This is a genomic window from Aquiflexum gelatinilyticum (genome assembly GCF_024741135.1).
In the GTDB taxonomy this organism is placed as follows: Bacteria; Bacteroidota; Bacteroidia; order Cytophagales; family Cyclobacteriaceae; genus Cognataquiflexum; species Cognataquiflexum gelatinilyticum.
The window spans coordinates 118,398-134,543 of the sequence record NZ_JANSUY010000003.1; the positions used below are offsets into that span (position 1 = coordinate 118,398).

Here is a 16,146-nt window from a genome sequence, read left to right on the forward strand (position 1 = left end):
GATCAATCTTCTTTGACCAAATTTTATTTAACTGCAATGAATTATAAATAATGGAAAATAATAAAGTTTTGGAATTGATATTGATTAGGAAATAACTGTAAAGAGACGGTATAGAAAATCCAATCAGATAAATTTAAAAACATAGTTTAATTTCTTAAATCCGGATTTTAAGTACTTTTTAATTTGAAACTTATTATTGATTTTATTTTTTAAATGATTAAACTTAGGCTTTGTAATTAGGTATATTTCCATGCTGATTTCCCAAACAGGAGCTGAGATTTTAAATTTCATTGAAAGTCATTCCGCAATACATGAGTGTAAGAAATAAATTAGATATTTTAGGTTTTTTTGATCAATTAAAAGATCCGGTTGTTGTTTTTTCCAACAAAAACGACATTTTTTTCAATGATTATTTTATCAAGAATGTCAAAGGAAATTTCACTGATTGGAAGGAATTATTCAATTCTGATAAAATCCGTCAAGAGCTTGTTATATTTCTTGAAACAGGTAAGCTGCCTGAAAGTAAATTTTGTTCCACTCTGCTTTTATCAGATGGCCTTTCTCCAAAGATTAATTGGGAATTTAAAAGCATCTTTGATGCGTCCGGGCAAAGGTATTGTGTTGCACTTGGTGCCAAATCGATTCAGGAAAATGATGAATTCTTTGATAAAGAGAATAGTCTTGGTGTCCTTGATTTAAATTTTGTGGCAAGCGTCCTAAGGCATAGCCATGATATGGTTGTGATATTGGATAAAGATGGAAAGTATAAATTTTTGAGTGCTGCAGTTATTGATAAATTGGGAATCGATACCTCAAAGATCATCGGAAAATCATATAAAGATTTTGTAAATGAAGGAATTATAAAAATTGATGAGGGGGATATTGATCAGGTTTTTAAATCAAAGTCTGAAATAAATATAAACTTTTGGGTAAATATTCCTGATGGTAAGAAAGTATATATTGAAAGTTACTGCAGGAACCTACTTGATGACCCCAATATTAATGGATTACTTTTTAGTGCCCGTGATATTACTGCCTATTGGAAAGCAAAAAAGTCTCTTCAGAAAAGGTATGAACTTGAGAATTTGATCAACAGAATTTCTGCAAAATTTGTCAATGCAGGATATAATCAAGTCGACCAGGTTTTCAACCTTTCTTTAAGGATGTTGGGAGAATTTGAAAAAGCCGATAGGGCATATATATTTCTCGTTCATGATGACCTGCAGGAAATCGAAAATGTCTATGAATGGACAGCCGATGGGATAGAGCCCCAGATTCAATACCTTAAAAACCTTCCGATTACTGAAGATAACCTGACGATAGATTCCTTGCGAAAAGGTGAGGTTCTTGTTGTCCCTGATGTTGATCTAATGCCTGACGAATTTGGGGTAGAAAGAGACATTTACCAACAGCAGGGAATCAAATCCTTTGTATTGATCCCAATATTTTCTGAAAACAAACTGATAGGGTTCTTTGGGTTAGATGCAGTCCATGAAAAAAGAGCTTGGCATGAAAAAGATGAATATGTTCTCAGGCAGCTTGGAGATATTTATGCAGGAAGTTTTATCAATAGGGCCATAAAGAAAAGACTTGAACGGAATGAAAAGCTGTTGGCTTCTACAGAAATTCTAGCCAAATCAGGTTCCTGGAGATTTAGCAATACCAAAAAAAAGATTTTCTTTTCCTCAGGTTTAAAGAGGATTTTTGAATTAGAGGAAAATATGTATTCTTCTAATTTTTTGGGTTTTTTAAAAAGAATCAAAAAATCTGACAGAAAAGGGTTTGTGGAAAGATTGAACCAAGCTGTCATGACCAAAAGTACTACTTATGGAGAGTTTAGTATTTATACAGGAGAAGGGAAAGAAAAATTTATAAACTTCACCATACAGGTGAGAGAAATCCAAGGCAGTAAGGATGTAGAAGTTTTTGGATATTGCTCTGATATAACACATAAAAAAGATGCTGAAAATTACCTGAAACTTCAATCACAGATCCTCACCCAAGTTGATGACCCGATTGTGGTGACTGATTCTTCCCTAAAAATAATCTACATCAATAAGGCTGGTCTCAAAGAATGTAAAATTTCCGAAGCAGAGAATTTCCAAGGGAAAATCACCGACCTATTTGAATTTATATTCGAAGATTCCAACACACTTGAAAAGTTATTGGTAAGCCTGAAATCCAATGAAGGCATTACCAAACAAATGCAACTCAGGTTGAGGACAGGAGTGGTTGATCCTTATGAAGTTTCTGTGCAACAGTTTTTGAATGATGACCTCGAAAAAATAGGGTTTTCATTTGTGATCAGAAATTTATCCCTTCAGGTGAGGCAAGAAGCAATCGCCAGAAAGGCGCAGATGATTGTCGAAAACAGTCCTGCGGTTTTGTTTACAGTAGATCCAAATGAGAATTTCAGGATTCTTTATATCACTGACAATATCAGGCAGTTTGGTTATAACTCTTCCAAACTTGTCAATTCCAAAACAAGCATACTTGATTTGATTCATCCGGATGATGTGGTTAGGCTTTTGGATTATCATTATTCTAAAGAAAGTGAAAACGGTATCCCAGCTTTTTCAGGAGAATACAGAATAAGAAAAGGAGACGGATCCTATAGATGGGTCGAGGACCGGACACGAGAAGTGTATGATTCGGAGGGAAGGATTTTTGTGCATGAGGGAATTCTTCAGGACATCACCGAAAGAAAAAACAACAGAGAAGAAATTCTAAGAAGCCAAGAAAGATACCGTGTATTAGCTTCAAATATACCTGGTACAAGTATCTTTCTGATAGACCGTGACTTGAGATATATTGCAGCACAGGGGACAAATTTTGCTGATTGGGGAATGATGGCCTCAGACTTTGAAGGAAAGACCTTAGCAGAAGTCCATACCGGTAACCTTAACGAAATTCAACCTATAGTTACCAGAGCATTGCTCAAAAATGAGATAATCCAAAAGCACCTTGTGTTCCGTCGCAGGGTATATGAAATTACTGTCCGTCCTATTATGTACGGGGGAGAGATTGAGTATGCACTTGGGATTTTGAGAGATATCAACGAGGAACATCAGGCAAAAGAAAATCTGAGAAAAAATGAAGAAAAGTATAGAAAACTGGTAGAGGAATCTACCGAAATCATTTTCTCATTAGATCTTGACATGACGCTTATCTATATTTCTCCCAATGTGAAGCAGTTTCTTGGATATCCTTCCGAGGAAGTCATGAGTAGGAATTTGACAGAATTTTTGCATCCTGAGGATATTTTAATATTTGCTGAAAAGAGTGGATCTGAACCTGACTTTTTTGAAAAAAACCAGTATCTCGAATTTCGATTACGGCACCTGGAAGGGGATTATAGGGTTTTCAGTTCCAATGGGAAGTTGGTAATTGATGACGAAGGAAAAAAAATGTATTACACAGGGATTGCAAGGGATATTACCAGTCTCAAAGAAGCCCAAAAGGAACTTTTCCATGCAAAAGAAAAAGCCGAACAAGCCTCAACTATAAAGTCTCAATTTCTTTCCATCATGAGTCATGAAATCAGGACTCCCATGAATGCGGTAATTGGGATGGCTCACCTGTTGATAGAAGATGAACCTAGACCGGACCAATTGGAGAATTTAAAAACCCTTCAATTTTCGGCCGAGAATCTCCTCGGATTGATTAATGATATCCTGGATTATAGCAAAATTGACTCAGGAAAAGTTGAGCTTGAAAAAGTCAATTTTGAACTCAGCAATGTTTTCAACCGAATCCTTCATTCCTATTCTTATCAAGCTAGGGAAAAGTCACTTCAGGTCATTTTTGAAGCGGATCCCAAATTGCCTCAAAATCTAATGGGTGATCCAGTGAGATTGGGGCAGATTGTAAACAACCTGGTTTCCAATGCCATAAAATTCACCGAAAAAGGATTTATCAAGATCAAGTTGACCAACGAGAAAGAAAATGAAAAGTCTATTGCCATCAGATTTGATTTTGAGGATTCAGGCATAGGAATTCCCAAGGAAAAACTTGACTTGGTATTTGAGGCATTTACCCAAGCAAGTGCTGCAACGACCCGAAAATATGGTGGGACAGGTCTTGGATTGGCGATTGTCAAAAGATTGGTGCAGTTGTTCGGGGCTGAGATCAAAGCTTACCAAAGAGAAGAAGGGGGAACAAGATTTACATTTACTGCCGTATTTGAAAAGCCACAAACCAAGGCTGTTTTCTCCCAAAGTGACCATTCAGAAGGATTAAAATTTCTGGAAGAAGCAAGTATCCTTGTCGCTGAAGATAACCTTGTAAACCAGATCATGATCAAAAAATTTCTCCATAAATGGGGGGTTAAAAATGTTGTCATGGCAAATGATGGAAATGAGGCAATCAAGGCATTTATGGATCAGGATTTTAATTTGATCTTGCTTGACCTTCAGATGCCCGAGAAGGATGGTTTTTTTGTTGCTGAATACATCAGAAACTTGGATGAGGCAAAAAAGAAGAATGTTCCTATAATTGCCTTGACAGCTTCTTCGTTGATTGAAGTAAAAGACCAATTGGATAAAGTGGGAATGAATGATTATATAAGCAAACCGTTTAACCCTGATAACCTTTATACCAAAATACTCAAATACCTTAAGCCATAAATTTGAAAAAAGGAGTTCGCAATAGCCACTTTCATTATAATTTTGAAGGCAAACAAATTGGTATGAGACTTTTCTTGGTACTGTTTCTTTCATGTTCTTTTGGATTCACTGCTTTTTCACAGTCCCCAAAATCCAATAGGACTACCATGTACATGACATACGGCAAAACGGGGGCAAACCTGAGGGAGTTCAATCAGATGCTATCGGGTAAGGGGCTTTCTCCGATGAGAAACAGCTACTCCAACCTTAGCTTTGGGTATTTGACGAGATTCAATGACTTCATTATTGGATTAGAACTTTTTCAAAACAGCGGTCCTAAATCAATCTTTGACGGATACCAAATTGATTACCATACCACTAGGTTTTATGTAAACGTAGGTTTTGCCTTTACAGAAGAAGGTAATTTTCAATTGATCCATTACATGTCAGTTGGAACAGGATTTCTCAATTTTCAGATGTTAAAAGAAAACCCGGCTGAAAATCTAGGAGAGTTTTTCGAAAATCCTGAGCATGGCTTTATTCTGAGAGACGGAAACCTTCACAAAGGGACTTTGAATATGACCGGATTTCTGACCGAAATTGGGTTTCAAATGAGTTATGATTTTCCCATTCCGGGCAGAGGTGAAGCTATTGAGCTCTTGGCGAGGTTTGGATATTCTTTTAGCCCTTTTGAGGATTCTTGGAAATTAAATGGAATCAGGTTTAATAGTGCACAAAGTGGGGCATTTCTGAGATTGGGGGCAGGATTGACTATACCGGATCACAATTTTTTCTACAAAGATGCTGCCATTGGAGCCCATTTGCTCTATGGATTCCATTTTACCAAACCAGATCGCTTCAATGCTATTCTTCAAGAAAAAGGTCTTACGCCATTTAAGGGAAGACCAAATAATATCGGTCTAAAAGTATTAGGAGAAAGTAAAGGTTTCCTTTATGGAATCGATTTTTATAATCTTGGGCTTTCGGGAGAAGCAGATGAATCAAAAAGCCATACTTTAAACAGTTTAAGAGTTTATGGAAACGTGGGACTGAAATTCTTTGAAAGAAGAAATCTTGAACTTGGCGGAACAGGCGGATTAGGATATGGAAATATCCGATATAGTCTCATCAGTAATGAAAAACCTGATTTTCCAAGATTATTTGAAGAGCCCATTCATGATGCGTTTTTGAGAAAAGGTGGCTTGATGGCCAAGCCTGAGGTTTTTGTAGCTTACGGGATCCCATTGTCACCAAACCACTCCTCCAAAATCATGTTTGGAATCAATGGTGGCTATGAAATCCCTTTGGCCAATTACAAACTACTCGATTTGCCAATGTCTGATTACATTTCAAATCCTTATTTTCAGGTAAGCGTTGGTATCAAACATTAATTGTCGTCAATCTCTACGATCAGTTCTACTTCCACAGATATATCCATTGGCAGTGCATTCATACCAACAGCAGACCTTGCATGTTTTCCTTTTTCGCCAAAGACCTCTACCATCAAGTCAGAGAAGCCATTGATGACCTGAGGCTGTTGGGTAAAATCAGGTCCACAATTGACCATGCCCAAAACCTTAACCACTCTTTTGACTTTATTCAAATCTCCCAATTCAGCTTTTAGGACTGCCAATTGGTTGATTGCAACCATCCTCGCTGCTTCTTTTCCCTCTTCAATCGTAAGGTCTTGCCCCACCTTTCCTGTTATAAATGTTCCGTCAGGAAGTCCAGGACCTTTTCCGGAAAGAAAAAGAAGGTTACCGCTTCTAACCGCATTGACATAATTGGCTACAGGAGCACTTGCCTCAGGAAGAACAATTCCCAAATCTTTGAGTTTTTGCTCTGCATCCCAGACCTCCTGATTTTTGGGTAATTGTTGATTTTGATTTTCTGTGGAACTACAGGAAAATGTAATCAGCAATATCAGGGTTGATAAAGCGAAAGATAGCCATCTGAAGGTTTGGGCTTTTAAGTCCATAAGGAGTTTGTTTGTTGTCGGTTAAATTTCCTTTTAAAGGAAGTGTTTGATTTAGCAGATATGAGAAATATATACCTATTTCATTAAAGAATCTCTATAAAAAACAGCAAAATTCAATTATTGGATTTAAATTTGGATTGCTTATCGAGAAAGACTGAGGGAAAGGCCCTATGACGTCTTGGCAACCTGACTTACAAGGTGCTAATTCCTATTCCGGAAAAGCCGGAAGAAGATGAGCGGAAGAATGAATTCTTTTTTCCGGTTCTTGCTCGTATAAGTTTTTGAAATTTATCATACATGAACAGAACCGCGTTATTACTCTCCTTAGCCAAGAAAAAAATTCTCATCCTTGATGGTGCCATGGGCACGATGATTCAGCGTTTTAAGCTGAATGAGGAGGATTTTAGAACACCAGAACTTGCAAATCACCCCAAACCATTGAAGGGTAACAATGACCTGCTCTCACTTTCGAGACCGGATGTCATCAAATCCATTCATGCAGCCTACCTTGAAGTTGGGGCCGATATCATTGAAACCAATACTTTTAGTGGAACATCCATTGCACAGGAGGATTATGCTTTGCAGCACTTGGCCTATGAGATCAATTTCCAATCCGCAAAAATTGCCCGCGAAGTGGCTGATGAATTCACCGCAAAAAATCCTGACAAACCACGTTTCGTGGCAGGTGCCCTTGGGCCGACCAATAAAACAGCATCCCTTTCTCCAGATGTCAATGATCCCGGATACCGGGCAATCACGTTTGACCAATTGTCTGAAGCTTACAAAGAACAGGTTAGGGGATTGCTTGATGGTGGATCTGACATCCTTTTGGTAGAGACGATTTTTGATACGCTCAATGCAAAAGCGGCACTTTTTGCTATTCAGGAAGTATTTGAGGAAAGAAGTATCCCATTGAATCCTGAAGAAGGTGGCATTCCCATCATGATCTCAGGAACCATCACTGATGCTTCAGGCAGGACACTTTCAGGACAGACGACGGAAGCATTTCTGATTTCAGTTTCCCATGTACCGCTTTTCAGTGTAGGATTGAATTGTGCACTTGGAGCCAAAGAGCTCAGACCATACCTCAAAGTAATGGCAGACAATGCACCATTTCTGGTTTCGGCCTATCCCAATGCCGGCTTGCCAAATGAATTTGGCCAATACGATCAGGGAGCAAATGAAATGGCAGGGCAGATCGAGGAGTTTTTGAAAGAAGGGTACGTCAATATTTTGGGAGGTTGTTGCGGAACGACACCCGAACATATTGCTGCCATAGCCAAAGCGGCTGAAAAATACGCCCCACGTAAGGTTGAAATTGTCACAGCAGAAAATGAGTAAAATTCAAAAATATAATGCCATGAAATTGTCAGGTCTGGAACCGTTGGTTTTCACTCCTGAAATCAATTTTGTCAATGTCGGTGAAAGAACAAATATCACCGGGTCAAAGAAATTTGCCAGACTGATTCTCAATGGCCAATACGATGAAGCGCTTGGAATTGCATTGGATCAAGTCAGAGGCGGCGCACAGGTATTGGACGTCTGCATGGATGAAGGCATGCTTGACGGTGTGGTGGCTATGAAAAAGTTTCTTAACCTCATTGCTTCCGAACCGGAAATCAGCAGGATTCCGATCATGATCGACAGTTCACGTTGGGAAATAATCCTTGCCGGACTCAAATGCATTCAAGGAAAAGGAATTGTCAATTCGATCAGTTTAAAGAATGGCGAAACCGAATTTATCAATCAGGCAAAGACCATCAAAAAATTTGGTGCGGCGGTGGTGGTCATGGCTTTTGATGAAAAAGGTCAGGCCGATACTTATCAGCGCCGGATAGATATTTGCAAAAGGAGTTATGATATTCTGGTCAATTTAGTCAGATTCAACCCTCAGGACATCATTTTTGATCCGAATATCTTTCCTGTTGCAACCGGAATGGACGAGCATCGGAAAAACGCCCTTGACTTTTTTCATGCTACCCAATGGATCAAACAAAATCTTCCGGGAGCCAAAGTCAGTGGCGGTGTAAGCAATGTGAGTTTTTCTTTCAGAGGCAATGATCCTGTGAGGGAAGCCATGCACGCCGCTTTCCTCTACCACGCCATTCGTCACGGGATGGATATGGGAATTGTGAATCCAACCATGCTTGAGATCTATGACGATATTCCAAAAGATTTGCTTCAAAGAGTCGAAGATGTCCTTTTTGATAGGTCTGAAGATGCTACCGAGCAATTGCTTGCTTTTGCAGAAACTGTAAAAGCTTCCGGAAAGAAAGAAATTGTCAACGAAGCCTGGAGGGAATTTCCGGTAGAAAAAAGAATTGAGCATGCTTTGGTCAAAGGCATTATTGACTTTGTCATTGAAGATACGGAAGAGGCTAGGTTGAAATACCAAAACCCACTCAAAGTCATCGAAGGGCCTCTGATGGACGGGATGAATGTGGTTGGAGATTTATTTGGTGAAGGTAAAATGTTCCTTCCCCAAGTAGTGAAATCTGCGAGGGTGATGAAAAAAGCCGTTGCTTATTTGGAGCCATTTATGCCCAAAATCGGGGATTTGGATTACAATGCCGAGCAAAGCAGCATCAAAAAAATCCTCTTGGCTACTGTCAAAGGGGACGTCCACGATATCGGAAAAAACATTGTAGGGGTGGTTTTGGCTTGCAACAGTTATCAGATCATCGACCTTGGCGTGATGGTAGACGCCCAAAAAATAATCGATGAAGCCATCAAAAACAAAGTGGATATTATCGGATTGAGCGGTCTGATTACACCTTCCCTTGACGAAATGGTCTACGTCGCTTCCGAAATGGAGCGTCAGGGAATGCAGATACCACTGCTAATCGGTGGAGCTACGACTTCAAGAATCCACACCGCAGTAAAAATTGATCCGGTCTACAGCGGGACTGTCATCCATGTGACTGACGCTTCCAAGTCGGTTCCGATAGCAGGGGAATCCATCAACGAGGAGACCAAGGCAACTTATCACAAGCAGATCAAGGAAACATACAGTCAGGTGCGGGCCGAGCATGAGGCCAAGCAACAGGTCAAGCAACTCGCCACATACGAAGAAGCCAAAGCTAATCCCGTCTATATCGATTGGAGTCAATACGTGCCTGTGGTTCCCGCCAAATTGGGAGAAACGATCTTCCAAGATCTTGACTTGGCGGTTTTGAGAAAATATATTGATTGGACGCCGTTTTTCAGCACTTGGATGCTGACAGGAAGGTATCCCAAAATCTTTGATGATGAGGTAGTGGGAAATGAGGCGAAAAAACTGTTTGATGAAGCCAACAAGATGCTCGATCAGGTGATTGCTGAAAAATGGCTGCAGGCCAAAGCAATAGTGAATTTGTTTCCTGTCAAAAGAAATGGGGAAGATGTAGCTGTCCTTTCCAAAGGAGTTGAGACCGGCTTCAACTTCCATTTCCTCCGTCAGCAGGGCAAAAAGGGGAAAGGTGTTCCCAACAGATCCTTGGTGGATTATATCCATCCTTCAAAAACAGATTATATGGGCGGATTTGCGGTGACTGCCGGTTGGGGAATAGAATCCAAACTGGAGGAATTTCAAAAAAACCACGATGATTACCATGACATCATGCTCAAGGCCTTGGCAGACCGGCTTGCAGAAGCAGGTGCTGAATATCTGCATGAAAAGGTCCGAAAAGAGCTTTGGGGCTATGCCAAATCAGAAATATTGGAAAATGAAGCATTGATCAAGGAAGAATATCAAGGAATCCGACCGGCACCGGGATATCCGGCTTGTCCTGAACATTCTGAGAAAAAGACACTTTTTGATTTGATGCAGGTCGAGAAAAGTATCGGGATTACCCTGACCGACAGTTATGCGATGTATCCCACATCCTCAGTAAGTGGTTTTTACTTTGGTCATCCTGAAAGCAAATATTTTGGTCTGGGCAAAATAGGGGAGGACCAAGTTTTAGATTATGCCAAACGAAAAGGGGTCAGTAAGGCGCAGGCAGAAAGATGGTTATCACCAAACTTAGCTTACTCACCATTGTTACAAGTTCAAGAATAAAATACATGAAAATCACTGAACATATAGAACAGGCGAAAAAAACCCTGTTTTCTTTTGAAATATTACCCCCTTTGAAGGGACAGAGTTTGAATGAACTTTGCATTGGGATAGAGCCATTGATGGAATTCAAGCCACCTTTTGTGGATGTGACCTACCATAGGGAAGAATTTATTTATAAAAAGCATCCCAACGGGCTTTTGGAAAAAGTAAGTACCAAAAAGCGTCCTGGTACAGTGGGGATTTGTGCAGCTTTGATGAATAGATTCAAAGTAGATGCCGTGCCCCATTTGCTTTGTGGAGGGTTTACCAAAGAAGAGACAGAAAATGCACTCATTGACCTCAATTTTATTGGTGTTCAGAATGTGTTGGCTCTGAGGGGTGATGCCCCAAAAAATGAGGGAACATTCAGGCCTGAGCCCAATGGACATGAATTTACAAAGGATTTGGTGAAGCAGATCGTAGGAATGAACCACGGCAGGTATTTGCATGAGGAAACAGAAACCGGTTTCCATACTGATTTTTGTGTAGGGGTAGGAGGGTATCCTGAAAAGCACTTTGAGGCTCCCAATATGAAATTTGACTTGAAGCATCTGAAGGAAAAAATAGATGCCGGTGCCGAATATATCGTTACCCAAATGTTTTTTGACAACCAAAAATATTTTGATTTTGTGAAAAACGTCCGGGCTTTGGGTATAAAGGTGCCAATTATTCCAGGATTGAAACCAATCACAACGCTTGGTCAGATCAGCATGCTCCCGAGGACTTTTTTCCTGGATATGCCGGATGCTTTGATGGATGAACTCGAAAAATGCAAAACCAATGCTGATGTCAAAGAAGTGGGAATTGCATGGGCCATTCAGCAAAGTAAGGAGTTGGTCGCCAATGGGGTAGATGTATTGCATTATTACACCATGAGTAAAGCTGACGCCACTTATAAAATAGCAAAAGAGGTCTTTTGAGGGATTTTGCTACATTCGTGGCATGATCAAATTGGTAGAATGTCCCCGTGATGCCATGCAGGGCCGGGCGGAGTTCATAGATACTTCTATTAAAGCTGCTTATATCAACCAACTGCTACAAGTGGGGTTTGATACCATTGACTTTGGAAGCTTTGTCAGCCCCAAAGCCATTCCTCAAATGAGGGATACAGCTGATGTTTTGGAGCAGCTTGACCTTTTTGGAACCAAATCCAAGCTTCTTGCCATCGTTGCAAATGTCAGGGGAGCGGAAGACGCTTCCCATTTTGAAGAAATCGATTACCTGGGTTTTCCCCTTTCCCTTTCAGAGACTTTCCAACAGCGCAATACCAACAAGTCTATTGCTGAAGCTTTGGAGGAGGTAGAAGAAATCCAAAACCTCTGTGAGACCAAAGGCAAAACCTTGGTCACCTATCTTAGTATGGGGTTCGGAAATCCTTATGGCGATGCATACTCCCCTGATCTGGTAGCAGAATTTGTCAGAAATTTGGATCAAATGGGTATCAAAATCATCTCTTTTGCCGATACCGTCGGTACTGCGGATTCGACACTGATCTCAGAACTGTATGAGATCAGTTCTCATTCCTATCCTAAAATTGAGTTTGGATTGCATTTACATACCCATCCCGAACAGCTTTCATCCAAAATTACAGCGGCATTGAAAGCAGGATGTTTACGGTTTGACAGTGCGGTATTGGGATTTGGAGGATGTCCCATGGCCAATGATGACCTTGTAGGTAATGTGGCCACAGAATCCTTGATCCGGATTTTGGAACAGGAAGGGTTTGAACTGGACCTCAAAAGGATGGAATTTGCGGAAGCGATGAAACTTGCCAAGGTAGTGTTTCATTGAATTGGGAGATTATAGGCCTTTTTCTTGTATTCAAAAGTAAAAGTTTTTTAAAAAACCCAACCTATTCTAAAATCCATAAACTCAGCGACATGCCCATGGGCCTTAAGTCCGGCTCCAATTCGGATATTTTTTCCCGTCATGTAATTCAATGTATACCGCTGGTAAAACGCCCTATCCTCTTGATACCCCATTGGTTTGGACATGTACTTGACCATACGCTGACTGAAATCAAATTTTCCAAATAGGAAATGATTCTCCAAAAAGATTCCTGGAATCACAGCCTCTATTCGACTTTCCTGGATTGGCAGTGAAAAGTCCTTAGCAATCTCAATTCCTCCTCCCAAGCCAATTATTCCGGTAAATTTACGGTAAGTACCTCCGGCAAGGGTAAAGTTTGGTTGACGGTTTCCATTGTCCGAGTCTCGTGTGTTGAATCCTAAGTCTGCATAAATAGACCAATTGTTCGGGAGAGGGCTTTTTTCATAGCTTGGTAAATCGGCTTTTCGGGTGTAATGAACAACTCCCAATCCCAGCATTGGATAGTTCATCCCCCGATTGGGCTGACTTTGTCCCCCATTGGAAATGTGGTTGTATGAAAATGAGGCTTGCAATTCCCATTGATGGCTAAGTTCAAAGGAAAGTTTTGGCGCAATAAAAAGTAAAAAACTGATCGGAGCACTAAAGAAGGTATTCCTTGGATTTTCGAAAGGGTCATAAATCCGGGTAAGGTAGCTTACCCCCATTCCTGTAGAAAGACTGGCCGACCACCTGTCAGTTCTGAAAAGGTATGGTTCAAAACTCCCTGAAAGGTTCCATGCCTGCCCCAACTCTTTGGGATTTTGAAAATCTACGACCAATAGGTTTAGCCCCAAATAATGGAAACAATTGCAGGCTTCCCAGTTTTTGCGGGTTGTTCTCATCCATTGGGAAGATATGTTCAGGGAAATGGGTCGGCTGGAAGCCAGATCCTGGAGTTCAGGATTATGGGCAATTATCCATCCATATTGACTTTCCAGCCCGATCTTGTGAGAGTTGACCTGCGCTTCTGCATTTACAGTCAAAAAACTGAGAATAAGAAAAATAAAGACTGCCTTTTTCAATATTTTCTTTTTTTGATTTCTACGAAAATGAAACAAAGAGGTATAGGCCTTAAATATGTTTTTTTATTCTTTTCACTGATAAACTTTTCTGATTAAATATTAACCAAAAGGATTTTCAAGGTGAATTTTCTCCAAAATGAGTCCTCTTAATGTTTTGAAATAAACAATATCGGAAGAATAATCGCAGAATTTTGAGGTCTCGCTGGTATTCAAATTCCAATAATTTTCAGGAAACTGTGTTTCGCCTTTCCTTCAAGAAACCGCCTGAAAAAAATAAAATACATCTGCCTCGATTTTAATTATTTTCGCCGATCGTTATTGATTATTTCTTATGATTTCTAAAAAAGCCCATCAAACCCGTATCTACAGGCGAATACACAAATGGATTAGTATAGTCTTTGTGTTTTTCCTTGTGGTCATTGGCATTACGGCTATTCTTTTGGCTTGGAAAAAAGAATTGGGTCTCATCCCCAAAACCCAAACTACGAAAGTCGAGAATCCTTCGAATTGGATTCCCTTGGAGAGAATGATGGAGATCGGGCAAACATTTGTTAGGGACAGTCTTAAAAAAAGTGATTTGATCGACAGGATAGATGTCAGACCTGAAAAGGGAATTGCAAAGATTGTCTTTAAAAGGCATTTTACCGAAATTCAGGTAGATGGCTACTCGGGAGAGATACTTTCAGTAAGCCAAAGAAACTCTGATCTTGTTGAAAAAATCCATGACGGAAGCATTTTAGATTTTTTGATGGTTTCCGATTCCGAAATTTCCAAAATCACCTACAGTACCTTGACTTCAGTTGTCTTGCTTTTGCTTTGTTTTACGGGTTTTTTTTTATGGTATTTGCCTAGGTTGATAAAGAAATTAAAAAACCGGAAGGCCTCCTAAATCATTCTAATTGTCACCATTGCTTTCTATATTTGGTTTAGGTTGAAAGGTTATGGATCATGTTGACTTTGACTTTTGGAAATTTTTTGCAGGGATAGGGATTTTCCTATGGGGGATTTTTCAACTTGAAAATGCGATCAAGGAAATCGGCGGTAATTCTCTCAAGCATTTGATGCATAGGTTTACCGGATCTGCCTGGAAGGGTATTTTGACCGGGACTTTGGTGACTGCTATTCTGCAGAGCAGTTCACTTGTCACACTAATGGTATTGGCATTTTTGGGTGCAGGTGTGTTAAATCTCAAAAATGCCCTTGGGGTTGTCTTGGGAGCAAATCTCGGGACTACCGCCACAGCTTGGATTGTAGCTACTTTGGGATTCAAGTTAAGTGTGGAAGCTTTTTCACTTCCATTTCTCGGATTTGGTAGTTTCCTTTTTTTATTTTTCAAAGACAGGCCTTTTCTTAAAAACTTTGGAGGCATTTCCATAGGTTTCGGATTGCTGTTTTTAGGACTTGATTTTATGAAAACATCCATAGAAGAAGTTGCCGGCAGCATGGATCTGGAAAGTCTCCAAGGCTACGGCACTTGGCTTTTCCTGATTGTCGGATTGTTCATTACCGCTGTGATGCAATCAAGTTCGGCTGCCATTGTTATTGTCTTGAGTACAATGGATGCAGGTTTGATCGGATTGACGGAAGGCGCTGCGATGGTCATCGGGGCTAATATCGGTACAACAGTGACCCTTGGAATCGGATCCTTAGGAGGAACAGCAGACAAAAAACGTCTTGCATTTGCCCATTTTTTGTTCAATGTGGTTACGGGGATTTTGATTTTTCTTTTATTGGATTGGGTGCTTCAATTTTTAATGACCGTATTTTCAGTTGAAGACCCTTTGATGGAATTGGTGTTATTCAATACTTTACTCAATGCAATCGGAATCCTGTTGTTCTATCCTTTTATTGCTCCATTGGAGAGATTTCTTAAAAAGCTGTTTAAAAAAGATGAACCACAGGGCATTTCTAAATACATCAAAAACGTAAGTACCAAACTTCCCTCAGTGGCATTGGAAGCTTTGGAAAAAGAAATTCTATTGGCCTATGAGGCTACCACAAACTTCATTGTCAATTTATTGCATAACGGTGAAACAAATAATGAGAACATTTCGATTTGGAGGAAAATTCTATATCAGCCTATAGATTTGCTCAATGAATACAGTAGGATAAAAAGTCTTGAAGACGAGATTACCAAATACCACATTCTTCTTCAAGAAGAGTTTTTGAGTGAAAAAGAAGCACAAAAGCTGACTTCCTTGATGTTGTCTCTCCGGACTATGGTTTTCGCCGCTAAAGACATCAAGGATGTCATGCACAACATCAGAGACATGGAAGATGAAGAGGATCGTCTTGTAGTGGAACTGCATGGCAAGATCAAGTCCTATATCATGTCTTTTCTGGAAAAAATGGATGATTATAAAAATTTGGAAACAGTACCGGAAAAGGAACCTTCATGGATCAATGAAAATGCGAAGCAATATAAAATATGGATTTCTGAACTATATGAAGATATGAAATCAAACAACCTTGAGTTTCCTATCTCTACCTTGACCAATGTCCTCAAACAGGTAATTTCCAGTATGGACAACTTGGGAAGTGCTGTGATTCATTGGAAACACCAAAAGAAGGAAGTTATCGATGTGATGCCCTGAT

Annotated in this window: 10 protein-coding genes and 1 riboswitch; of the genes, 8 read left to right on the forward strand and 2 right to left on the reverse strand. The window is 39.9% G+C overall.

Features of this window, described 5'->3' with window-relative positions; all coding sequences use genetic code 11:
• Positions 1–311: 311 nt before the first annotated feature.
• A complete protein-coding gene (locus tag NU887_RS06550; protein ID WP_258422571.1) occupies positions 312–4,625 on the forward strand; it encodes a PAS domain S-box protein in 4,314 nt (1,437 codons plus the stop codon).
• A gap of 62 nt (positions 4,626–4,687) precedes the next feature.
• On the forward strand, positions 4,688–5,995 hold the full coding sequence (locus NU887_RS06555; protein ID WP_258422572.1) for a hypothetical protein: 1,308 nt from the start codon (positions 4,688–4,690) through the stop codon (positions 5,993–5,995).
• On the opposite strand, the gene NU887_RS06560 is transcribed toward NU887_RS06555, so the two are convergent.
• The gene (locus tag NU887_RS06560; protein ID WP_258422573.1) at positions 5,992–6,582 is read right to left on the reverse strand and encodes a RidA family protein; all 591 of its coding nucleotides are present in this window, start codon (positions 6,580–6,582) and stop codon (positions 5,992–5,994) included. The genes NU887_RS06555 and NU887_RS06560 overlap by 4 nt on opposite strands.
• A 138-nt stretch (positions 6,583–6,720) precedes the next feature.
• Positions 6,721–6,821, forward strand: a riboswitch (SAM riboswitch).
• 58 nt (positions 6,822–6,879) lie between these two features.
• On the opposite strand from NU887_RS06560, the gene NU887_RS06565 reads away from it, so the two are divergent.
• The 4 genes from NU887_RS06565 to NU887_RS06580 are packed head-to-tail and all read left to right on the forward strand — an operon-like array spanning position 6,880 to position 12,451.
• Positions 6,880–7,923: a homocysteine S-methyltransferase family protein gene (locus NU887_RS06565; protein WP_258422574.1), complete on the forward strand. Its 1,044-nt coding sequence runs from the start codon at positions 6,880–6,882 to the stop codon at positions 7,921–7,923.
• A complete protein-coding gene (gene metH / locus NU887_RS06570; protein ID WP_258422575.1) occupies positions 7,916–10,621 on the forward strand; it encodes a methionine synthase in 2,706 nt (901 codons plus the stop codon). Before NU887_RS06565 ends, metH begins: the two co-directional genes overlap by 8 nt.
• A gap of 5 nt (positions 10,622–10,626) precedes the next feature.
• Positions 10,627–11,580, forward strand: coding sequence for a methylenetetrahydrofolate reductase [NAD(P)H] (metF, locus tag NU887_RS06575; RefSeq protein ID WP_258422576.1), 954 nt, complete (start codon positions 10,627–10,629; stop codon positions 11,578–11,580).
• Between the two features lie 22 nt (positions 11,581–11,602).
• Entirely contained in the window at positions 11,603–12,451 is an 849-nt protein-coding gene (locus tag NU887_RS06580) for a hydroxymethylglutaryl-CoA lyase (RefSeq protein ID WP_258422577.1), read from the forward strand.
• Between the two features lie 47 nt (positions 12,452–12,498).
• On the opposite strand, the gene NU887_RS06585 is transcribed toward NU887_RS06580, so the two are convergent.
• On the reverse strand, positions 12,499–13,551 hold the full coding sequence (locus NU887_RS06585) for an acyloxyacyl hydrolase (RefSeq protein ID WP_258422578.1): 1,053 nt from the start codon (positions 13,549–13,551) through the stop codon (positions 12,499–12,501).
• 331 nt (positions 13,552–13,882) lie between these two features.
• Between NU887_RS06585 and NU887_RS06590 the strand changes: the two genes are divergently transcribed.
• Positions 13,883–14,440 carry a PepSY-associated TM helix domain-containing protein gene (locus tag NU887_RS06590; protein WP_258422579.1) on the forward strand — a complete coding sequence of 186 codons (558 nt, stop codon included), beginning with the start codon at positions 13,883–13,885 and terminating at the stop codon, positions 14,438–14,440.
• Between the two features lie 52 nt (positions 14,441–14,492).
• Positions 14,493–16,145, forward strand: a complete 1,653-nt coding sequence (locus NU887_RS06595) for a Na/Pi cotransporter family protein (RefSeq protein WP_258422580.1) — start codon at positions 14,493–14,495, stop codon at positions 16,143–16,145.
• Position 16,146 lies beyond the last annotated feature (1 nt).